The organism is Sphingomonas sp. Leaf34, from assembly GCF_001421805.1.
Lineage (GTDB): Bacteria > Pseudomonadota > Alphaproteobacteria > Sphingomonadales > Sphingomonadaceae > Sphingomonas.
This window is the reverse complement of the sequence record NZ_LMLC01000002.1, coordinates 485,655-504,518: the sequence shown is the minus strand read 5'-3', so window position 1 is coordinate 504,518 and position 18,864 is coordinate 485,655. Positions and strand designations below refer to the sequence as shown.

Annotated in this window: 13 protein-coding genes; 11 read left to right on the top strand and 2 right to left on the bottom strand. The window is 57.8% G+C overall.

Translation table 11 applies throughout. The features are described from left to right. Positions 1-41: 41 nt before the first annotated feature. From ASF00_RS07520 to ASF00_RS07500, 8 genes are all read left to right on the top strand, one after another. Positions 42-3,191, top strand: coding sequence for a hypothetical protein (locus ASF00_RS07520; RefSeq protein ID WP_055876477.1), 3,150 nt, complete (start codon positions 42-44; stop codon positions 3,189-3,191). After that, positions 3,188-4,078, top strand: coding sequence for a hypothetical protein (locus tag ASF00_RS07515; RefSeq protein WP_055876473.1), 891 nt, complete (start codon positions 3,188-3,190; stop codon positions 4,076-4,078). Before ASF00_RS07520 ends, ASF00_RS07515 begins: the two co-directional genes overlap by 4 nt. After that, entirely contained in the window at positions 4,075-7,053 is a 2,979-nt protein-coding gene (locus ASF00_RS07510; protein ID WP_055876470.1) for a glycosyltransferase family 9 protein, read from the top strand. The genes ASF00_RS07515 and ASF00_RS07510 overlap by 4 nt, the downstream gene beginning before the upstream one ends. 123 nt (positions 7,054-7,176) lie before the next feature. Beyond that, positions 7,177-7,821 carry a hypothetical protein gene (locus tag ASF00_RS18360; RefSeq protein ID WP_156348221.1) on the top strand — a complete coding sequence of 215 codons (645 nt, stop codon included), beginning with the start codon at positions 7,177-7,179 and terminating at the stop codon, positions 7,819-7,821. Positions 7,822-7,858: 37 nt separating this feature from the next. After that, entirely contained in the window at positions 7,859-8,584 is a 726-nt protein-coding gene (locus tag ASF00_RS17895; protein ID WP_082463284.1) for a glycosyltransferase, read from the top strand. A gap of 128 nt (positions 8,585-8,712) precedes the next feature. Next, positions 8,713-9,411, top strand: a complete 699-nt coding sequence (locus ASF00_RS17890) for an acyltransferase (RefSeq protein ID WP_082463283.1) — start codon at positions 8,713-8,715, stop codon at positions 9,409-9,411. Between the two features lie 705 nt (positions 9,412-10,116). Then, the gene (locus tag ASF00_RS07505) at positions 10,117-13,173 is read left to right on the top strand and encodes a glycosyltransferase (protein ID WP_162233568.1); all 3,057 of its coding nucleotides are present in this window, start codon (positions 10,117-10,119) and stop codon (positions 13,171-13,173) included. 33 nt (positions 13,174-13,206) lie between these two features. Next, positions 13,207-14,328, top strand: coding sequence for a glycosyltransferase family 61 protein (locus ASF00_RS07500; RefSeq protein WP_082463281.1), 1,122 nt, complete (start codon positions 13,207-13,209; stop codon positions 14,326-14,328). A gap of 233 nt (positions 14,329-14,561) precedes the next feature. On the opposite strand, the gene ASF00_RS19290 is transcribed toward ASF00_RS07500, so the two are convergent. Then, positions 14,562-15,083: an IS66 family transposase gene (locus ASF00_RS19290; protein ID WP_162233567.1), complete on the bottom strand. Its 522-nt coding sequence runs from the start codon at positions 15,081-15,083 to the stop codon at positions 14,562-14,564. Positions 15,084-15,219: 136 nt separating this feature from the next. Next, entirely contained in the window at positions 15,220-15,423 is a 204-nt protein-coding gene (locus tag ASF00_RS07495; protein ID WP_055876459.1) for an IS66 family transposase, read from the bottom strand. Positions 15,424-15,930: 507 nt separating this feature from the next. Between ASF00_RS07495 and ASF00_RS07490 the strand changes: the two genes are divergently transcribed. Genes ASF00_RS07490 through ASF00_RS07485 form a run of 3 tightly spaced genes read left to right on the top strand, consistent with a single transcriptional unit; the run spans position 15,931 to position 18,434 of the window. Beyond that, a complete protein-coding gene (locus tag ASF00_RS07490) occupies positions 15,931-16,599 on the top strand; it encodes a hypothetical protein (RefSeq protein WP_055876455.1) in 669 nt (222 codons plus the stop codon). Continuing rightward, positions 16,600-16,908, top strand: coding sequence for a hypothetical protein (locus tag ASF00_RS18355; protein WP_162233566.1), 309 nt, complete (start codon positions 16,600-16,602; stop codon positions 16,906-16,908). Next, entirely contained in the window at positions 16,905-18,434 is a 1,530-nt protein-coding gene (locus ASF00_RS07485; RefSeq protein ID WP_055876453.1) for a glycosyltransferase 61 family protein, read from the top strand. The genes ASF00_RS18355 and ASF00_RS07485 overlap by 4 nt, the downstream gene beginning before the upstream one ends. Positions 18,435-18,864: the final 430 nt, after the last annotated feature.

The following is an 18,864-nucleotide window of genomic DNA, read 5'->3' as shown; positions in this document are numbered from 1 at the left end:
ATCTCGGCTAGCTGCAGCGCAACGAGTGGACGAGGCTATTTATGGCGGCTGACAATATGCAACTTTCGGCAATCGCCACGCGGGACGACGTTCAGAAGGTCTTCCAGCTGATGCTCGGGCGCGCCGCCAGCCCGCCGCAGGTCATCGAGCAAATGCAGCAAAGGTCCGTTGCCGCGGCATTAGGTCGTGTTACACGTTCGCCGGAATTTGCAAACAATGTGGCGAATGCATGGCTGGATGGACGTCGCTTCCCTCACGAGCAGCGCTCCGTCAAGCCGTCCGAAGCACTTATCAATTGGCTCGCCGCATTATTGGGCGATAGCGTTCAAGTGGCTGCGAAGCTTTCACACGTGGGGGACTGGCGAGAGTTCTTCGATCGTGTTTTCAACGACGATCTGTTCCGCGAGGCGCTGCTGTCGAGAGAAGTGCGTGAGCATGTCGCGAAGGTGGAAATTGCAAACATCGCGACGGAGCCGCCTGCAGCCGTGCCCGCCGCTGACGACGTGTTGGCGCTGAACGTCCCACCGCAAGATGCGTTGAAGGCCGGCGTCCCTATAGTTGAGGTCCTTCAAACGCCCCCGACGACCCCAGTTGTCGTCATGCCTTTGCCGGAGCAGGCCACGCTGCTCAACAAGTTTTCCAGTAAGGCGCTTGCCGATGAAGACGCGGTGCGGAACATCTATCTGATCGCGCTTGGACGTCGGGCCGAAAACGACAAGCGCGCCGCCGATTATAAAGGCAAGCCGCTCACGAAAATTCTACGCGGCCTGTTCCAGTCGGGCGATTTCGATCAGCGCGTCATGAGCGGACTGATCGATAGGCGTCACGCGCCGCACGATGATTTTATTCCACGGCCGGGCGGGGCGTTACGTCAGTGGGTGGTGGACACGCTCCCTGTCGGGCCGCAATCTGCGGCCGCGGTTCTTGAGGCGCAAAGCTGGCGGCAGCTTCTCCTTGGTTTGCTCGGTGATGCTTCATTCTGCGCTTGCGCCTTCGACGGTGACCGGCCCGATCTGTCGCCGAAAACACGCTATCTGCTGGCCAGGGCAGCGGCAGCGTGCCGCGCGGACCAACCGGGCATTCCGCGTGGGTTGCGGCTCAACCCGGCGAAGTGGGCAATTGAGGGCAGCGTCGAGGGCGTAGCGGAAGGTTCCGCGGTCAAGCTGTCGCTGTCAGCAGATTACCCGCCGGTCGTGGCGCCGATTGACTTCGATCCTGCGCAGGTTGCACATCGGTTTGAGCTCCCCTTGCCTGAATTCAAAGTTGGCGAGCGACACGTGTTTGGGCAGGTCGAGCTTTTGCAGGGCGGCCACGGCGTAACTCCGACGATAGGCAGTATTCGTTTCGACGCGCCGCCGATCGAGGCGCGTTCCGCGAACAGTCGTGAATCGAGCGTTCCCCCAACTGAGCCGCGGCCGGCTCCTCCCAAAATCGTTGCGCATGGCCGAATCGTCTCTGTCGAAGGTACGGGTCACGAAGCGAGTCTGGTCATCGACGGAAAAGAGCTGACGCTTCAGTCGCTATCGCCGTCTCCTGCATTTACTGGGCACACTATATTTTTGCTCCCCTTCCATTACTTGGACGGACGTTCTCGGCGTGTCAGCTTGGAAGGTATCGGCGGGAAGCAGCTTCGACGTTCCATAACGATGGACTTTATTGAAGCGCCTGACAGCGCGTTGACTATCGATGATGATGGGGTGGTTTCCGGTTACTGGCTCGCCGATCTCGAGCGTCTTGGATCGGGAGGTTTCTCGCTTCGTATCGATGGCGCATTTGTGGACGAGACGGCTGGTAGTTTTATCGATGATAAGGCGCTTATTGCGTTGGGGGTCGCCGGAGGTTTTCGCTTCCCATTACCCCAGTCATGCTACGATGGCGCGCCTCATCTGGTAGAAGTGTGTTTCACGACAGGCGGGCCGGTCATTGCGGTAGAAAGTCGCCACTTCGCCTACGATCAGGCAGCTTTTGACCGCGCACTTGCGGGTAAAAGCGGTCAGGCAACTATGCAGAGGCTGCAGACGGTTGCGCGGTTTGCGCGCGCGGATCTATTGCTCGCGTGGTTTACGAGCAACCATCTGCCTGAGCCTATCGACTCGTTGGCGCTCCTGCTGCGCGCTATGGTAGCCTCGCCTCTTACGGCGGGGCCGGTGCTGAGACCTTTGTACGACAAGCTGTGGTTTGACGCGCTTGCCTCGGGCGTGAAGCCGGAGCGGCTTTACACGAAGATTGCAACTGCATTGCTGGCTTCGATCGATCCGCTTGAGCGCCGTGTCGTGGCAATCACGCCGCTGAAGGATGGGGCGATCGACCTTACGATGTTGCTGTGGCAGCGGAACCGTAAGGACGTCGCGCTTTCCGTCGAAGCCGCTAGGCTTGCAGCGAATGTTGCCCGCCCTGCATTGGCAGGGGTTATCATCGACGATGCGCTGACGGAAAACCAAGACCATATCGATCTGCTGTCGGTCGCTGCCCGTCGCGAACAGCGATTTGGGAGCGCGGAGGTGGCCGAGGAACTTGCCGAGAGGGTGTTGGCGCGCAAGCCCATGCATGCGGAGGCGCTGGTGACATGGTCGCTGCTGAAACAGGGCCAAGGTGATCATCTGGGCGCGCTGCACGCCGCCACGCGCGGCAAGGGTATTCTGGCTGGCGTAAACGATGCGACGCTGGATGCGCGTCTGGCGCGAACCGGGTTCGTGTCCGGCTGGACGCTGTGGGCGCGCAGTGCCTTCCCACGCGGCGGTGGTGGCGAGTTCGACAAACGCCTCGGCGCAGCCGAAGCACTGCTGGGGGCGCCACCGGAAGCGTCGGATGAACGATTTGCCGTCTTCTACTTGCCCCCGGCGCTTCGCAAAGGCTCGCTCGCGAACGATTTCGATGCCTATGGACCGAAGTGCACCTTGGTGACGCGGCTGGAAGACTCGTTCGTGGGTGGCGCGCCATTGATTGGTGACTGGGCGGTGTTTCTCGTAGAGGACCGGCAACATGATCCAGCGTTGTTGGCGCGGATGCTCGACGCGCGGCGCTTGGACATCGGCGTGGTAAGGCTGCTCAACTCGACAAGCGCGGGGCCCGGCGAGCTTAGCGGCCTTGCTGTACGCGGCGAATTGGTCGAGCATCTTGGCAAGGCATCTTTGGCCGAGGCTGACGCGAGGCTCGCCCAGACTTCGCGGTCAGTAACGGTGTTCGGATGAGCAAGCAGCGAATTCTACCGATCGGCATCATGTCATTTGATCGCCCGGATTACTTGGAGACTGTGCTTCAGACAGTAGTGAGGCAGCTCGGCTATGGCGGATGGACGCCGCGCTTCTTTCTGTTTCAGGACGGCTCGCAGGATGAGAAGAGCGGCACCGCTTACGCCGACCCGGAGCAGATCCGAGAAGCCGTCGCTGTTTTCAAACGCTACCTTCCCGAAGGCAATGTGGTCTTGGCACCCTTCAATCTTGGGGTGGCACACAACTTTGATCGTGCGGAGCGACTGTTTTTCGTTGATCATGCGTATGAGGCAGCCGTCTTCCTGGAAGACGATATGCCACTCCAGCCGCACTATATGGAGGTGCTGACTGAACTGATCGACATGGCGATAGCGCATCCGCACATCGGTCTTGTAAGCGCTTATGGGCTTAGCAAGGACATGCCGATCGCTGAGCAGCGGGCAAAGTCAAAGACGCTCTGCCTTATGAACGAACATAATTGGGCGTTTGGCATTACCCGTCAGTGCTGGCAGGCACGTAACAAGATCGTCACGCAATACCTTGAGATCATCGACGGTCTCTCTTACCGGGACCGCAAAGAAAAGCATCCCGAGATCAACCATATGCTTCGTAGCTTGGGGCGGGGCGGTAAAGGGTATCTATCATCACAGGATAGTATCAAGAACATGGCTTGCGAGGTGCTTGGCATTCACCGCGTGTCGACGCACACTAATAATGCCCGGTATATCGGCCGCAAGGGATTGCACATGACTGAGGAGCGCTTCTTCAGTTTGGGGTATCACCGAACCGTGTTGTATAACGAGCCTCATGGAGGATTCGAAGTGCCGAGTGCGGAATCTCTTCGAATGCTTCGGAAGGTCTTATGACGAGCATCATAACATTCTGGAGTCATGATCCCCTGAACGTGGGCGAGCGTCGCCGTTGGCGAGGCGTCGCTGGTGATCGGCTTCAGATTGTCACCGGCGGCAGTGATCAGTTGATCCGTTCCGTGTTCGCGCGGACGCCAGAAGCAATCTGCGCGATCGCCAAAGAGCCCGGCGACATATTGAGCATTGCCAGTCTGAACGTGCCCATCGTTTGGGAATTGCCCGATGGTGGCGATGCGTTGGCCGAACGCATGGCCGACAACGCGCAGGTGCGCCGGCAGGTAGCACAGGCGCTCGCGCGGGTGGACGCAGTTGCAGGAGCAAGACAAGCGTTTCGGGACCGGGTTGAAGTCGATCTGATGGTCGGCGTGCCAGCCGTCAGCTTGGCGGAAGCATTGACGCTGGCTCAGGACTCGGTCGCAGTCGTGATCGGATCGGGGCTTGGCAACATGATGAACGCCACGCCGATGATCCGATGGATCGCGGAGCGAAGCGGGCGGCGCGTCTCCGTCATCGTCAACGGTGGCCCCCCGGTTGGCGTCTCGCTTTTCAATGGCGCGCCCTGGGTAAACTTTGTTTTCCCAGGCTACGAGTATGCACTGGGTCGTCACTATGATGTGCTCATTACAACGTCTCTAGCAGGACATTCGGAGCCGTTCTGCACGGCAAACACCTGGATCCAGCAGAATAAGCGGTATGATTACAACCTGGACGGTCGCTTTATTAGGGAGGCCGACGTCTACTTCCTTGGCCTGGAAGAGGCGTTTGGACCTACGCCTGCTCTTGATGCGCCGCTGCCGATCAGCTTTCTTCGCGACGTAAATCTTCGACCCGATGGGCCTCGCGTCATCGGCGTGGCGAACGGCATCAAACAGGGCGCCTGGGCCAAGCGGCAATGGCCTCATATGGCGTCGCTGGTGGAGCGATTGACAGCACAGGGCTGGACCGTTCGGTGTTTCGGTCTGCCGGAAGAGCACGTACCCCAAGCAGAGGACTGGACCGGACTTTCCATTCGCGAAACGATTGAGGGTATAGGACGGTGTTCCTATTTCATCGGGCATGACGGCGGCATGGTGCACATCGCCGAAACGCTGGGCATTCCCACGCTTTGGCTGTTTGGTCCCACAGCGATCCGCAAAAACGGACCGTTTTACTCGCAGAGTGCGATCCTGTCGCAATTCGTGCCGTGTGGACCTTGCAACTTCAAGATCGACTGGGTGCGCTGCGACGAGCCGTTCTGCATGAGCGACATCAGTGTTGAGGATGCTTTGGTAGCGTTCGCGAAGATGCGAAAAAACGCGGAGGCACTTGGCCCTATGCCAGTCTGGAGGCCGGTACAGGTCGACGAAATGCGGTACGAGGTTGAGGCCGTGGATCGGCCATCGCGAGACGTCTTCAAGCCGATGCTTGATGCCGAACGCTTGATAGCGCTGCCGACATCGGAGCCGACGTTTCTCACCGTTATAGCTGAGCTTCTGCGTTCGGGGGATCTGGCAGGCGCTCGCAGCGCCGCGCAAGCCGCCGCTCTGAGAATGCCGGACTCTGTAGCTCTTCGTCACCTCGTTCACGCGATTGAAATTGTAGCCGACGACGCGCCAGGACGGGGCCGCGTCGACCGGGATGCGACGGCGTTGGATGCGACTGCGCTTATTGCCGCGATCCTCAACGCTCGGCTGACGCCGGGACAGACACGGGCGCTTGTTGAAATTGAATTGCAAGCGTGTTTACGCGTAGGGAGGAATGACGCGGCACTGTCGCTTTTGGAACAATTTGCGGGGAAAGCCAGCGGCACGTTGGCGAATTGGGGAGCTAGGCAGTGGATTAGAGGAGCTCTCGCACTCGCCCCCGTCCAGGCCCGCGCCAACGAGGGCCGGTTCCGCCAGCTGGCTGCCGGCAACAAGGGGCTGACCCATCGTCTCGATCACGCATTCGATGAAGACGATGTGCTTGAAAGATGGTCTGTGTTCCTAGGCGGCGAGACTATAGTGACAACTGCTACACCGCTCGCTTTTGGTCGCGATAGCTTGCTTTCCGGTGCGCGTAGCTTTTCACCGCCGATCGTGCTGAACTTGGGCGGGCGGCAGATCTCGTTGGCACCATGGACTACCGTTCTTATTGCGGCGCCGTTTTGCGATCCCATGATGAAGCAACCGGGTACGGTTCCGAATGCGCTTATCCGTCTGGCACGGCAAATCGCGGCGATGGATCTATGCCCGATCATCGTCACGAACATTCAGTCCAGCGAGCGCGCCTATTTCGAGTTCCGCGACAACGTGACGCTAGTTCATGGCTCGCCACTATGGGGAAATGACGTCTGGAGTCGGATAATCGGGGATGTCCGGCCAGGGCTGATTCTCTCCATTGCCAATATGGCGGAGAACATGGGCATTCGATCGTCGATCGACTCCCCTTTGATACCCATTACCTTGCATGGCCTACACGATATAACGGGCCTGGCCGCGCTCTTTAGCACTGAGCTTGGCTTTTTTGCCCAAAGCGAAGTCACCATGTCGGGCGAAGATGTAGAAGTACTCTCACAGATCCTTCCTCAGGGGACCGGATCAAAGCCGCTCGTCCCAGGCGGGAGGGGCGTTCTGGCGATCTTGAACGATTTCAGCCAAATGGGATCGCTGCTTCACGTCATACGGCGCAACCCGGATCAGCAGTTCACCGTCATTGCGGACGGTGTGAGCCGCGGGCCGGAGGCCAACATGCGGTTTGTACTGCGCAGTGCCAGGGTTGACTTTCAGGCCGAAATCGATCGAGCGAGCATATTCCTCCAGTTTGGAATGGCCGGTGCCAGCCTCTGCGCGGAAGCACATGAGGCTCTAAGCCAAGGGCTCTACGTGGTCGCGGCTTCGTCTGTGGTTTCGGACCGCGTTGTGGCGCCCCCGCATCCAGATCAGGAAGAATCTTGGATTGCGTCCCTGCGGATCGCGGCGCGACGATGTTCGGGTCGGGTCAGCAGCCGTTAGCTGCTACGCTTTGTGGACAGTTTTTGCCAAGCGTAGTAGGCGCTTGGTCGTCCATCCAACCGGACGCATCCGTGCCGCTTATCTTTCGGATCAAATACGCGCGGTTTGAAACGACAGAGGTTAGTGGCCGTTAAGCTCATTACAGCGCGGTACGTGATTGGTGGCACGGGGCACAACGGGAGTGAGAATGTGTTATTGCAGTCGGCATTTTTTCTCATGGTGTGTTCGACACCTTCTGATCTCCAAAACCGCACCTCTAATGGTCCGATTGGCGTCGTCGATGGCCGCTGGATCGAGCCATTTAAAAATGCGCTAGCTGGTCGTTGGCTCTTATTTCACAATGGCGAATTTGTAACGCTCAAAGGGCAAGGCTATTTTCGCGTACGTAACGAAATCGAATACTGGAAGAAGCCTGGTAGAGTGGACAAGCTTGGGTTTCACAATGTTGAAGGCAAGCTTCTCCACGTAGCGTCAGGGGGAGGGCGCAAAGTAAATGACGAGTGGGTAAACGAGCCAGGCCGAAGCGAATTGGGACGACCGGGCTACCGGTCAAGCTACCTGTCCAGAGGCGTTAAGCCAGAATGGCGCAATGAATATTTCTACCTTGATGGCATTGCGACACTTACGCTCAAGGAGGGTAAAGATTTGGCGGCCATGAACTACTCGGTTACGCCAGTTACTTATTCAGAAGTTATTAAGGACGTCGAGACGCCTCCCGATAGAAAGCATAACTGGTTGAGGCGGGGAATTGTATTGGACCGCTGCTGAGTGCTGTCAGCTATGTTCGGTGATTATAGGAATATTTATGAGCAATCTATCTGATAAAATGGCCAGCGTCTTGATAACGCGGTACAACATAAGGGCTAACTTTATCGGATCTGATAAGTCATCCTTGAATCTTGACAATAAATGGCTGGCGCATCGGCGAGATTTATTCAATAGATATTGCCTTCCTTCGGTCCGGCATCAGTCTTTAACAAACTTTACATGGTTTGTAATGTTTGATCCAGACACGCCCGCTGAATACTATGACTATCTGGACGGGGTAATCACTCCAGTATTTGCTCGGTCGCAGCAAGAGGCGCATGATAAGATCAATACGTCGCTTGAGTCTTTCGAGTACTGTGTATCGACCCGGCTCGACAACGATGACGCACTTGAAAAGTCTCACCTCTTTCGCGCTCGCGAGATAGCCTTCGCGGGTATAAATAGTTCGATGAGCATGCCGCATGTAATAAATTTCAGATCGGGCGCGGACTATGATGTTATTAAGCGTAAACTATTTTTGAGGGATTATCCCACTAGCAACTTTTTTAGTCTTGTAAGTGATAGATCCGGTGGAGAAAAGCTCCGTTTTGCTACCGAATTTCATCATGTCAATGTATTCAAAGAGCTCGATAATTTTAATATCAAAACGCTAGATCCTATGTGGCTTATTGCTATTCATGATCAAAATGTCGGAAACACTGTTCATGGTACCAAGGAGGTCGGGACCGATATGCTGCAATCGTTGTTCGGAATCGAAGCTTAATTATCTTGAGCTGATTCGGCTTTGGATATGGGCGTCGATGGAAATCGGTAAAACTCGCACGGTGACAGGTGGAGTGTTTAGGGTCGGAGCATGCTATCTGTAATATTAATGGTCGGGGAAATGGTAATATGGAGCTTGTTGGCTTTGAAGCTGCGCGTAACCTTCCTGGGCTGCGTGTGAGCGAAAGTGCCTGGGACCAGATGTCGTTACATCTTGGCCCCAAGGCAATCGCATCTTTGGAACGGAAAACAGCGTCACTGATCCTCGACGCACGTAGCGTGATTGCTGGCACTCAGATCGAGGTTGGAGATTTTGCTGGGACTATCCGGCTAACTATGAATCGTCCGAACATTCGAGTGAAAATAGGCGAATGCCGAAAGTTAAATCTGTCCTGCATGATTTACGGCCACGCGACGTTGCAGATTGGAGACAAGACATCGATCAATGAGGCCACGGGCGTGATCGTCAACGGCGGCATATCAATCGGATCCGACTGCATGTTGTCGCATAACGTGCATCTGCAAGCGTGCGATCAGCATGGCATTATAGATGTTGAAAGCCGGACTATAACTAACACGAAGCGCACCATCACAATCGGTGAGCATGTATGGGTGGCTCGAGGTGTGACGGTTTGCCCCGGAACCGTAATAGGCAAAGGCTCAATCATTGGCGCAGCTAGTGTTGTGACGAAGGAGGTGCCGCCTTTTACCGTGGCGGCTGGCAACCCGGCGACCGTGTTAAAAACCGGAGTGTCATGGACCAGGCAACTTGACGAAATTGATGCTGAGGCCACAGCATTCCTCAATGGATGTTCGCCATCCGACTAATGTGAGGCCAGCCCCGGCCGCCATAACTTTCCGGCGAAACACCAGCCTGTCCATCCTCGCTGTACCTTAATTCGCGGTTGCACGTTGATCGTACACTGCAGGGATGATAACGATCAAAATCAACATAGTGTCCAAGGCGTCTTTCCGTCTCCGGAGCTATCCTCGGTAGACGGAGAGCACGTTTGTCGTCCTGCTATTCCTCGAAAATGATCGAGGGCCGAGCCTGATATGCGGGGTAAGTTCGAACGCATTCTCGATGGTGCAGCGATTGGATGGCTCTGGAACGAGGCGAAGCCTGATCTCCATGTGACATTTGACCTCGTCGTGAACGATCGCCGGGTCGGCAGCTTCATCGCCAATCGTATGCGAGGGGATCTTGAACGGGCCGGGATCGGGTCAGGCGATCATGGCTTCCGTATTCCGCTACGGCCCGAATGGCTCGATCGTAGCAGTAATTCGGTGACGGTCGCAACGGCGGAACCCTGCTCTCCCACGCTGCCGGTCCTGAAGACGCCCCCCCTCAACGCGGATGCGGAGCCAGGGCCCGAAGTACGTTTCCCACCGCGAGCGCCCGAAGGCGCTCCGGGACGATGGACGTCGACGTCGACGTCGTCCGTGCCGGTAGCGAACGGCACCATGCCCCGCATGTTTCCCTCGGTGCCTAAGACGCCGCGGCCTGCTCCCGGTGCAACGGGGCCCGCGCACGTGCCGATCGATCAGGTGCTGGCGTTGATGGAAGACCTGCTTGCGGCCGCGGCTCCGAGTGAGGACCGTCTTGCAAGCCTTTGCGAGCGGCTTTTCAACGACAAGCGTGATGTTGAACTTGCCGCGTTGGGACAGGTTGCCTGGCCGACGCTGCAGGCCAATGGCCGGGCGCTGGTGTTCCTGGGGCGGAGCCTATTGCGGGCGGGACGCGCCGAGCAGGCGCTCGCCGCACTTGAACGGCTGCAGCAGATCATGCCGGGGCGTTACGAAGTCGACTATTACCTCGGTATTGCCTTATTGCGGTTGCAGCGCGCTGCTGATGCCTATTCGCTATTTTCCGCGCTGGCTGAGGCAAGGCCGCAGGAGCACCGCTACCGGCTAGAGGCGGGGAGGGCGGCGCAGTTGGTCGCATTCGGTGGATACGGGGCCATGCCACCCGATCGCGACGTCTTACCCGAGGCCCTTGAACACCTTCAGGCCGCGAACGCACTTGCGCCAAAGGATTTCCGGGCCCCGCGGGAGCTTGCAGGATTGCTCATGCATTTGGGCGACACCTCGGGTGCGCTGGAGGCCGCCGAGGCTGCTGCAGCGCGCGCGCCTGGGTCGGCGGCGGCGCAACTGACGCTGGCGGGGACGGCGCTTCGGATTGGCAGATTGGAGCTGGCGGCACAAGCCGCAGACCGGGCGGTCGCGGCTGCTCCCGAAAATGACACGGCGAAGTTTACAGTGCGTTTCCTGTCCCATTTGGGTCAGAGCAAGCATGGCCACGCGGGCGTGGCGCATCTTGCCGATGCAGCGGAAATGGACGTCGCGGACATCTCGCGCTGCCTGCAACAGGTTGACGCGGATTGGATGCGTTTCGGCAGTATGCAGCCAAATTCCGCCTCGGACCTAGCCGAAAAGCGCGGTTTCGAATGGGCGGGGGGCATCGTCACATCCGCTGGCGCGGTGCATCACGAATGGCTCTGGCGACGTGTGTTCCTGTTGGAGTTGATCGACGCAGGTCTGACGCCGTCAGACGGGGGGCTGCGGGCATTGCTGGCCTTAGCGCACAAGCATGGTGCAATTGTAGAGCCTGAAGACGGACCTGGCCAACGTGACGGGGTCGGGGGCAGAGTATTGTTGATCTCACAGTTCGGCGCGCGCAAATTTGGTGGCGCAGAGCATTTTCTCGAACAAATGGCCCGGCTGTATCGCGATCTGGGCTATGAACCGCTGATCGTCGGCACTCGTGAGGAACTGGAGGGTGAAACCGGCGACGTTAATGGCATCCCCTATGTGTATGTCGGCTCCGGTCCGGAAAGCCTGTTGCGGCTCGCCGTCCGGGAAGAGGCAACGATCACGCATGTTGTTTCGGGTCTGGGCTACGAAGTTCTCACCGGCCTCAGATTTTTGCGCGGGCGATTGATTTTCGGTGTGCATTTCTGGCGCGAGATTTTCTACCATCCGACGCCGTCTCCCGGCTACTATCCGGACGTTGGCATAGGTGCCGAACCACGGCCGGAATTCAACAGTATATTGCGACGCTTCGACACGACGTACGTCAATTCGAAGTTTACACGCGATACGTTGGAGAGCAGCTTCGATCTCCGGGCACCGGTGATTTATTCGCTACCCGATGATGAGCCGATAACCGAGATTGATCCGGCATCCCGCGACGAAGTGCTGTTGGTGAACGCGCGGTCGGACAAGGGATTCGACTTGCTACTGCGCGTCGCCGAACGACTCCCGGGTCGAAATTTTGTAACCATTGCCACCCAAACCGAACGTCGGTTCGCCGAGGAGGCGATCACGGCAATGGGGCTAGATAACATAACTGTCCTGGAGCGCACCAGCGACATGGCGGCGCTCTACAAGCGGGCGCGCGTCGTTATGGTACCGAGTTATCACTTTGTTGAGACGTTTAGCCGCGTTGTCATCGAGGCGCAGCGGCACGGAACCCCGGTGATTGGTTCGGATCGCGGCAACGTTCCCTTGCTGTTGGCAGAAAGTGGAACAGTTCTTCAGGAAGACCCTGCGCTTTGGGCGGCGCAGATTGAGCGGTTGTTTACGGACGAGCCATATTGGCAGGATCAGTCAGTTGCCGCGTACGAAAACTCGGCCCGTTACGCCTTCGCACAGCAGCGCGAGAGGTTGTCCCAGATCGTGCTTCCGATCCAGCAACCTATTCTCGTCGGCGTAGGGTCTGGGCTTGGCAACATCATTCATACCACGCCGATGTTGCGCAACTTGGCAAAGCGCTGGGGCCGGCCGGTGGATGTGGTCGTTGCCGGGGATCATGGGGATTTGCTTTTTGTCGTGTCCTTGTCTGGAATCGTGAACCAGGCGTTTTTGATCGGCGACAACGTGCTGGAGCGGCGGTACGATACGGTTTTCCTAACGCACAGCTTCGGCGCAATGACTCCTCGTTTTTCTGCGCGGCGAACGCTATGCTCCCGCGACTGGGATGTCTTCCATCCTAATCACGCCCTACATGAAGCCGAGTTCAACCTCGCCGCCGCCGACGCTCTGCTGGGCGTTCCCTACGACATAGACGACGTGCGCGCGCCCTATTGTGGCGACCTGAGATGGACGGTGCCGAAGGATCGGTTGGTCGGCTTCCACGCCGGTTCCAAGGATGGCGTGTGGGCGACCAAGCGTTGGCCGTGGTTCGCGGAACTCGCGAGGCAACTGACATCGCGCGGCATTCCAGTAGCATCCTTTGGAACGCCTGATGAGGCTATCCCTGGAACGATCGACATGACCGGCGGCAACATAGAGCAAATGGCGACGCGAATGCTAAATTGCTCGCAGTTTGTTGCAAACGACAGCGGCGTGATGAACATCGCCAATTCGTTGAACATCCCGCTGATCGCGCTTTTCGGCCCCACCAACGCACGGACGCGGGGACCGCTGGGAGAGGCGAGCGCAGCGCTAGTAATCGACAAGCCTTGTGCACCGTGCGAACTGCATACTAGCCTTCGTACGGAGCGTTTTCTGGCCGGCCAATGTCGCTGCATGTCCGAAATGTCGGTTGAGACCGTTTTGCATGCCTTACTCAACCAGTCTGCGGGTTGAGAGCTCATATTGACTGACTTACCACCCGGCCTGATGTCAATTCATGAAGCCATGCCGCATAGCGATGGCGTTCACTTGCTCAAACGTCAGCAATCTTCGACGTACTTTCGCCCGCGACCCTCGGTGATTGGTGCTGAACATCTGACGCCGGATGACCTTACCCACCTTGAAAGCATCTTCAACCAGGGGATGGTAAATGTAGACGGGATGACGGCTTTCGCGATCAACAACGCGATTGTGTTCCCCAGCGGCGTAGTTGCTCTCCAAGATGGCAGGGTGATAACAGAGTCCGTGCTTCACTCCCGTCCGGGATCGAAGCAGCGGCTGGACGAGTTCCTTGATGCCGCCGAAGCTTCCCGGATTGCACTCGCGACCGAAGATATCGTCCATATTCCTGCTGCGCTTCTGCTGAACCAGTGGTCCGCCGATAACTATGGCCATTTTGTAGCCGAGGTCCTTCCGAAGCTGCCGTTTGCGGCGTCGGTGACGGACGTCCGTGGCATACAAGCTTTGATTGGTCGTCGCGTGCGGGGGCACATCCGCGACATCTATGCGGAAGCGATCGCAACGACGAGGCTGGCGCTGCCGCTAGTCTTTCACGAACGGCCCCGCCGAGTGGACTGGCTGGTATTCATCACGACCGCCGGGTCTCACGGCGGTTCGAAATATCCACCCAACCTGTTGCAGACCCGTGACTTGATAACGGCTAGCGGAGCCCTGTTTCAGCCGAAACGTATTTGGCTTTACCGTAGTTCAAAGTACAAGCGGCGACTCATCGACCAGGAAAAACTTGCACATCACCTTGAAAATAGCGGCTTCGTGATACTCGATGTTCAGGGTATGTCCCTGTCGCAGCAGGCCGCAGCAGTAAGCGATGCAAGAATTATCGTGGGTCCGGTCGGCGCAGCCTTTGCAAATATCATTTTTGCACCATCGCATGCGCAAGTCATAACGCTTTGTCCTGGAGGCGGAAGAGAAACCTTCTTCTATGACTGCGCAACAATTTGTGGACAGCAGTACACGTATGTATTTGGTGAAAGCCTACAGCCGGAGTTGCGGTATAATTCGGATTTTCGGATTGATCCTGCTCATTTAGACTTGGCCGTCGTTCAGGCAGAAAACCGACTGGCGACGCGATTGGGTACTTCGACATGAGGGCAAAAATTTGCGGTTGCGCTGACTAACGTCGTGGACGTCAGGCCTGGACGTCGTTGCGGTTTTCTTATTCGGCATGGACAGAGGCGTAATGTGAGCGTCAGCTGACGCTATGGACACCGTGCTTGCCGCGTCGCCAGGGTATGCCGACTTACCTCGTGACCAACTTGCCTGTCCGCAAGCATCGGACAAAGGAGGCGGGGCAAGCTGGCCGGTAAATCCAGAGCAGCAGTTCAGTGGCGCCACGGGTGAAATAGTCGGCGTGACGGCTGATGGTATCGGTCGGCCAGACCTCGGCTTCGAAGGCTATAGATGTGGGCGCCACTGCGGCCGCCCTGGTTCGAGTCCGCAAACAGCCAGCTCGTGAGGCCGATGGCAATGGCCCGCAGCGAGTGCCCGGCTGCGTTGTCGTCGATCTCGAGCCGACGGTAACGCGCTTGCGGGTCAGCGCGGCCAGCGGGTGAGCGCGTAGCGGACAGGGACCCACAGGTCTGAGTGCCGCGACCGCTTCGGCCGGTTCCGTCGAGCCAATGGCGCAACGTTTTCGGCAGTGGTCCGGCCCTGTCTTGGCGCCCACATCGTCGCTTGCCCGGCGACTTGCTGCGCACGTCGTACTGGACCGCGTAGAGGCCGGCGATATGGTTCAGCGCCTCACGGGGCGTCGCCGAGCCGGTCTCGGCGTGGACGTCAAAGAGATTGCGTGGGACCTCCGCCCGGCAGGCGACCCCACAGCATATGTAATCAACCCTGGGCATAGCCGTGGTCGTGAGATCGCCCCGGAGTGCCCGCCTGTGCTCAGCTGGGCGCTGGGGCTTGCGGCGGGGGGGGGGGGCGGAACAGCGCGGCGGCTGGCGTCCTGCCGCCAGAGATGCGGTTGTCACTGACATGAGCCTACAACCTGCCGGTCTTGGCGCAACCGGTACCGAGCACGAGGACTGGCACGGGTATGTCGTCAGCGTGCAGCTGGCCTCCGCCCATGTCGTGACGCTCGAGCGCCTCGACCAACGGCGTGAGAAGCTGGGCCGAGTGCTCGATCCAGTCAGCGAGCGCAGAAGGCGAGTTATCCACCCCTTGGCGGGCGTAGATGTAGTTCACGATCTTGCTTTCCGGCGCGGCGGGATGCAGATAAAGAAGACATCATAGCGCGTCCGCGGTGCCGCCGATCACGGATGCGCATAACCAGCTGTCTGTTCCGGCTTGTGCGAAATGGGGCTCGCCGACGACCGCTCGACGCCAAACGCTGAGCAGTTGTGCCGCTCGGTAAGGGCAAATACGCTTGGCCGTGCACAACGACCTCGCGCCGTAGTCAGGGCGTCAGACCTTTCGCAGACTCTAGGTACCGGCCCGCCGACAGCGATGACTTGCTGGCCAAGGTCGACAAGATCCTGTACTATGTTAATGAGGTCTGACAATCAGATAGACCCATGGCCACAAGTGGCTTCTGGGCTATGGTAAGATCACACGACGCGGCGGAGAATGGCTTGATGCCATGACGACACTTCCCAGGGGGAGCTATCTGCATCGGCGGTATTTCGTACAAAACCTGTCGTCCGCCTGTTCGGCTTCAGCATCAGCGAGCAAAGCAACGGCTACGCTGAGAGGGTGAGGACGCAATGCGAGTCCTCCGACAGCCGCTATGATTTCGACTATAAGGCGATCGGCGGAGCTACATTCAATCTCGTTCCCTATCTCTTCGAGTATCTCGGTCTCGAAGGGGCAGATTATGTTATTTTGGAAATATCCTCCTGCGTCAGATTCAGTAAGACGCGGGATGGATATATGAGAATCCTGGAAGAAATCGCCGGTCTTTGCCAGGCGAGGGGTGCAATTCCTTGTTTCATACAATTGTATCGCCGCGCGATCGATTATTCCGACGACCCGCTCACCGATGCCATCCAGACCTTTGCCTCCGACAACCGGCTTCCCTGCCTTGATCTGTTCTCGGCGATGGTAGAACAGCGCAACAAGGGAACCTTACAGACCTATTTGCGGGACGGTACACATACTGCCGACCTTGGCACTGAATTCTATGCCAAGGGACTGCTCCAGTTCATCGACGACATCGTTGCCGGCGATGCGGAGGGTCGGTGGACCCGGAGTGGCGGGGCGACATCCCCAAAGGTATTTATTCCGATCGATACGTTAACGGACTCTGGAGAATTTGAGAGCTTCGTGCGTGGTAGGCTCAAGATGACATATTATAAACTTGAAGAAGGAAGCGAACTGAAGATCACGATGCCGGAAAGACACGTCTATATTGGAATCATGTAGTTGATGGGCCCGAAGACGGGTTGGTTACGGCTCGCATTCCATGATTTTCGCCAAAAGCGCAAACGACTCGCCTACGATAAAAAGTCATATTATCGGCGCTACTCATACTGGTTCGAACGCGGTTTACCGTCCAATTCTTTTACCATAGCCCAATTGTCGGATATTCCCGACATCGCGCTCGACAAGGGCACCGGGTGGGCCGGGCCTCGGCAAGGCAATATTTTAGGTGTCATGGCAGTACGGCAGCCGGATGAGGGCGACGATGCGATGACATTGGCAGGGGGTTCGCAATCTGTGACTGCGGCATGAGCAACCGTGCGGCGGCGGCCGAAAAGGCGCCGGTAATCTCCCGTCGGCAATTGGCCTTACGCGCGGCGGCGACGCTAGCCCGTGGCGACGCGATCGCAGCGCTGGAGCAGCTTGCGCCGGGACTGACCCCCGGGGGGGATCCGGGGCCAGACATCGTGCGCGTGCTGCAGGGCATTGCCCGGGCGTTGGAGGAGGAGGATCCGGCAACCGCGATCCATTGCCTCAGGCTCGTCGTCGCGGCGCCCGTGCAGACCGGCCGGGCGGTGACGGCATTCCGCCTGTTGACGCTCCTGCTGAAAGCGAACGACCGGACCGGGATCGGAAAGCTGGCCGAAGATATTTCGTCCAATGGCCGCCTGAGTCAGCGAGCGGGGCGCCTGCTATTAGAGCATGGGCTCTACGAGCAGGCGCTCACTGTGTTAGAGCAAGATGAGGAAGCGGCCGGCCGGAACGCCTCCACCCTACGCATGATTGCGGTGGCGAAGCAGCAGCTTGGCCAGCTGGAATCGGCCTTTACTATGACGGAACCCCCTGCCGAAGGAAGGCCGCCTTTGGTCCAGGTTCGTGACGAGCCACATGATATCAGGGTGAACGGGGAAATTACCCACCGGGTTGAGTCCGGCTTCAACCAGTGGCACTTCAGAAACGGCTATGTACTCAATGCCCGCGGCGTCATCGCCGACTCATCCAAGTCGATCCAAAATTGGCTCTTGCCGGCCAATTATAAGAATTGCGTCCAGCCGACGCCGGCAGTCAACATTGATCCTGATGGCAGCCCAATCTACGTTATTGCATCGTTCTTCCATTTCAATTTCTTCCACTGGCTTATCCAGACAGCGCCGGTGATCGAATGGCTGGTCGCGGCACATGATCGGCCACGCATCGCCATTGTCAATTCGCCGGCCAAATTCGTCGAGGATACGTTGCAGCTATTCGGTGATCGTGCTCGGTTCGAAACGATCGAGGCTGGCGCGATTGCCCGACAATTCGGTGAAGTCGTCGTAATCGAGCCACATAACATCGTCCATGGCGATGCGCTGCGGCGCTTTGCGCGCCGGCTAGCCGCGGCTGCGAAGCCGACCGGTCACCAACGAGTCTTTATTTCCCGTGCCGACGCGCCATCCAAGCGGCCGCTCTTAAACCGCGAGGATCTAGAACGATTCCTGCGGGAGCATGGCTTCGAAGTGGTGACGCTTTCCGGACTCGATCTGTCGACGCAGGCAGGGCTGTTGAAAGACGCCAAAATTATTGTTGCCGAACATGGTGCAGGTCTCTCCAACGCCATAGTCGCAAGCGCCGGAACACAGGTTCTGGAGCTTATTCCGCCAGATTTCTCCAAGAATGTGGGCTTCAGACATCGGAGCTTTGTATATGCGACAAATTTTTGTCAGCAGCATTACTTCCGCTTTCTAGGCACTCGCTTTAACTTGGTGCCAGCGACCGAGAGTCCTTTTGATACCCTTTCCTGGCGAATTGATATTGAGCAGGTCGAACGCTTCATGAAAGACAAGGGGATGATCAGGTAGAAAAAGCGCGTCTAAACTAGAGGTCAACGCCCGCTAAATCTCGACCTCTAGAGGTTGCGGCCCAGAGAGTCGAACTTCCTGGACCGTGGTCAGTCTGACGAGATCATTGTGTGGGCTCCAAAGGGGATAGACACCCGATTGGGTGGTGCGAGCGGACTTGCCGCCACGCTCTACATGCGGAACCCGCGAATGGATCGACGCATGCCACGTGAAGACATAAGGCGTAAGGCCTTTGAGCAGTACGATCCTGTAGGGGCCGGAAGCCCGTCAATGCACAGCTTAAATATCGCGCGGGTAACGTCCACATCGAAACCGATGTCGGGAGGAACAGCGATTGTGCCATTCAAATGGCGTTTCTAGTACTCCCCGTCGCGGAAAATCCTGTGTTCGACCGGTATGCAAACCGAACCACATCTGCCGACGAAAACCA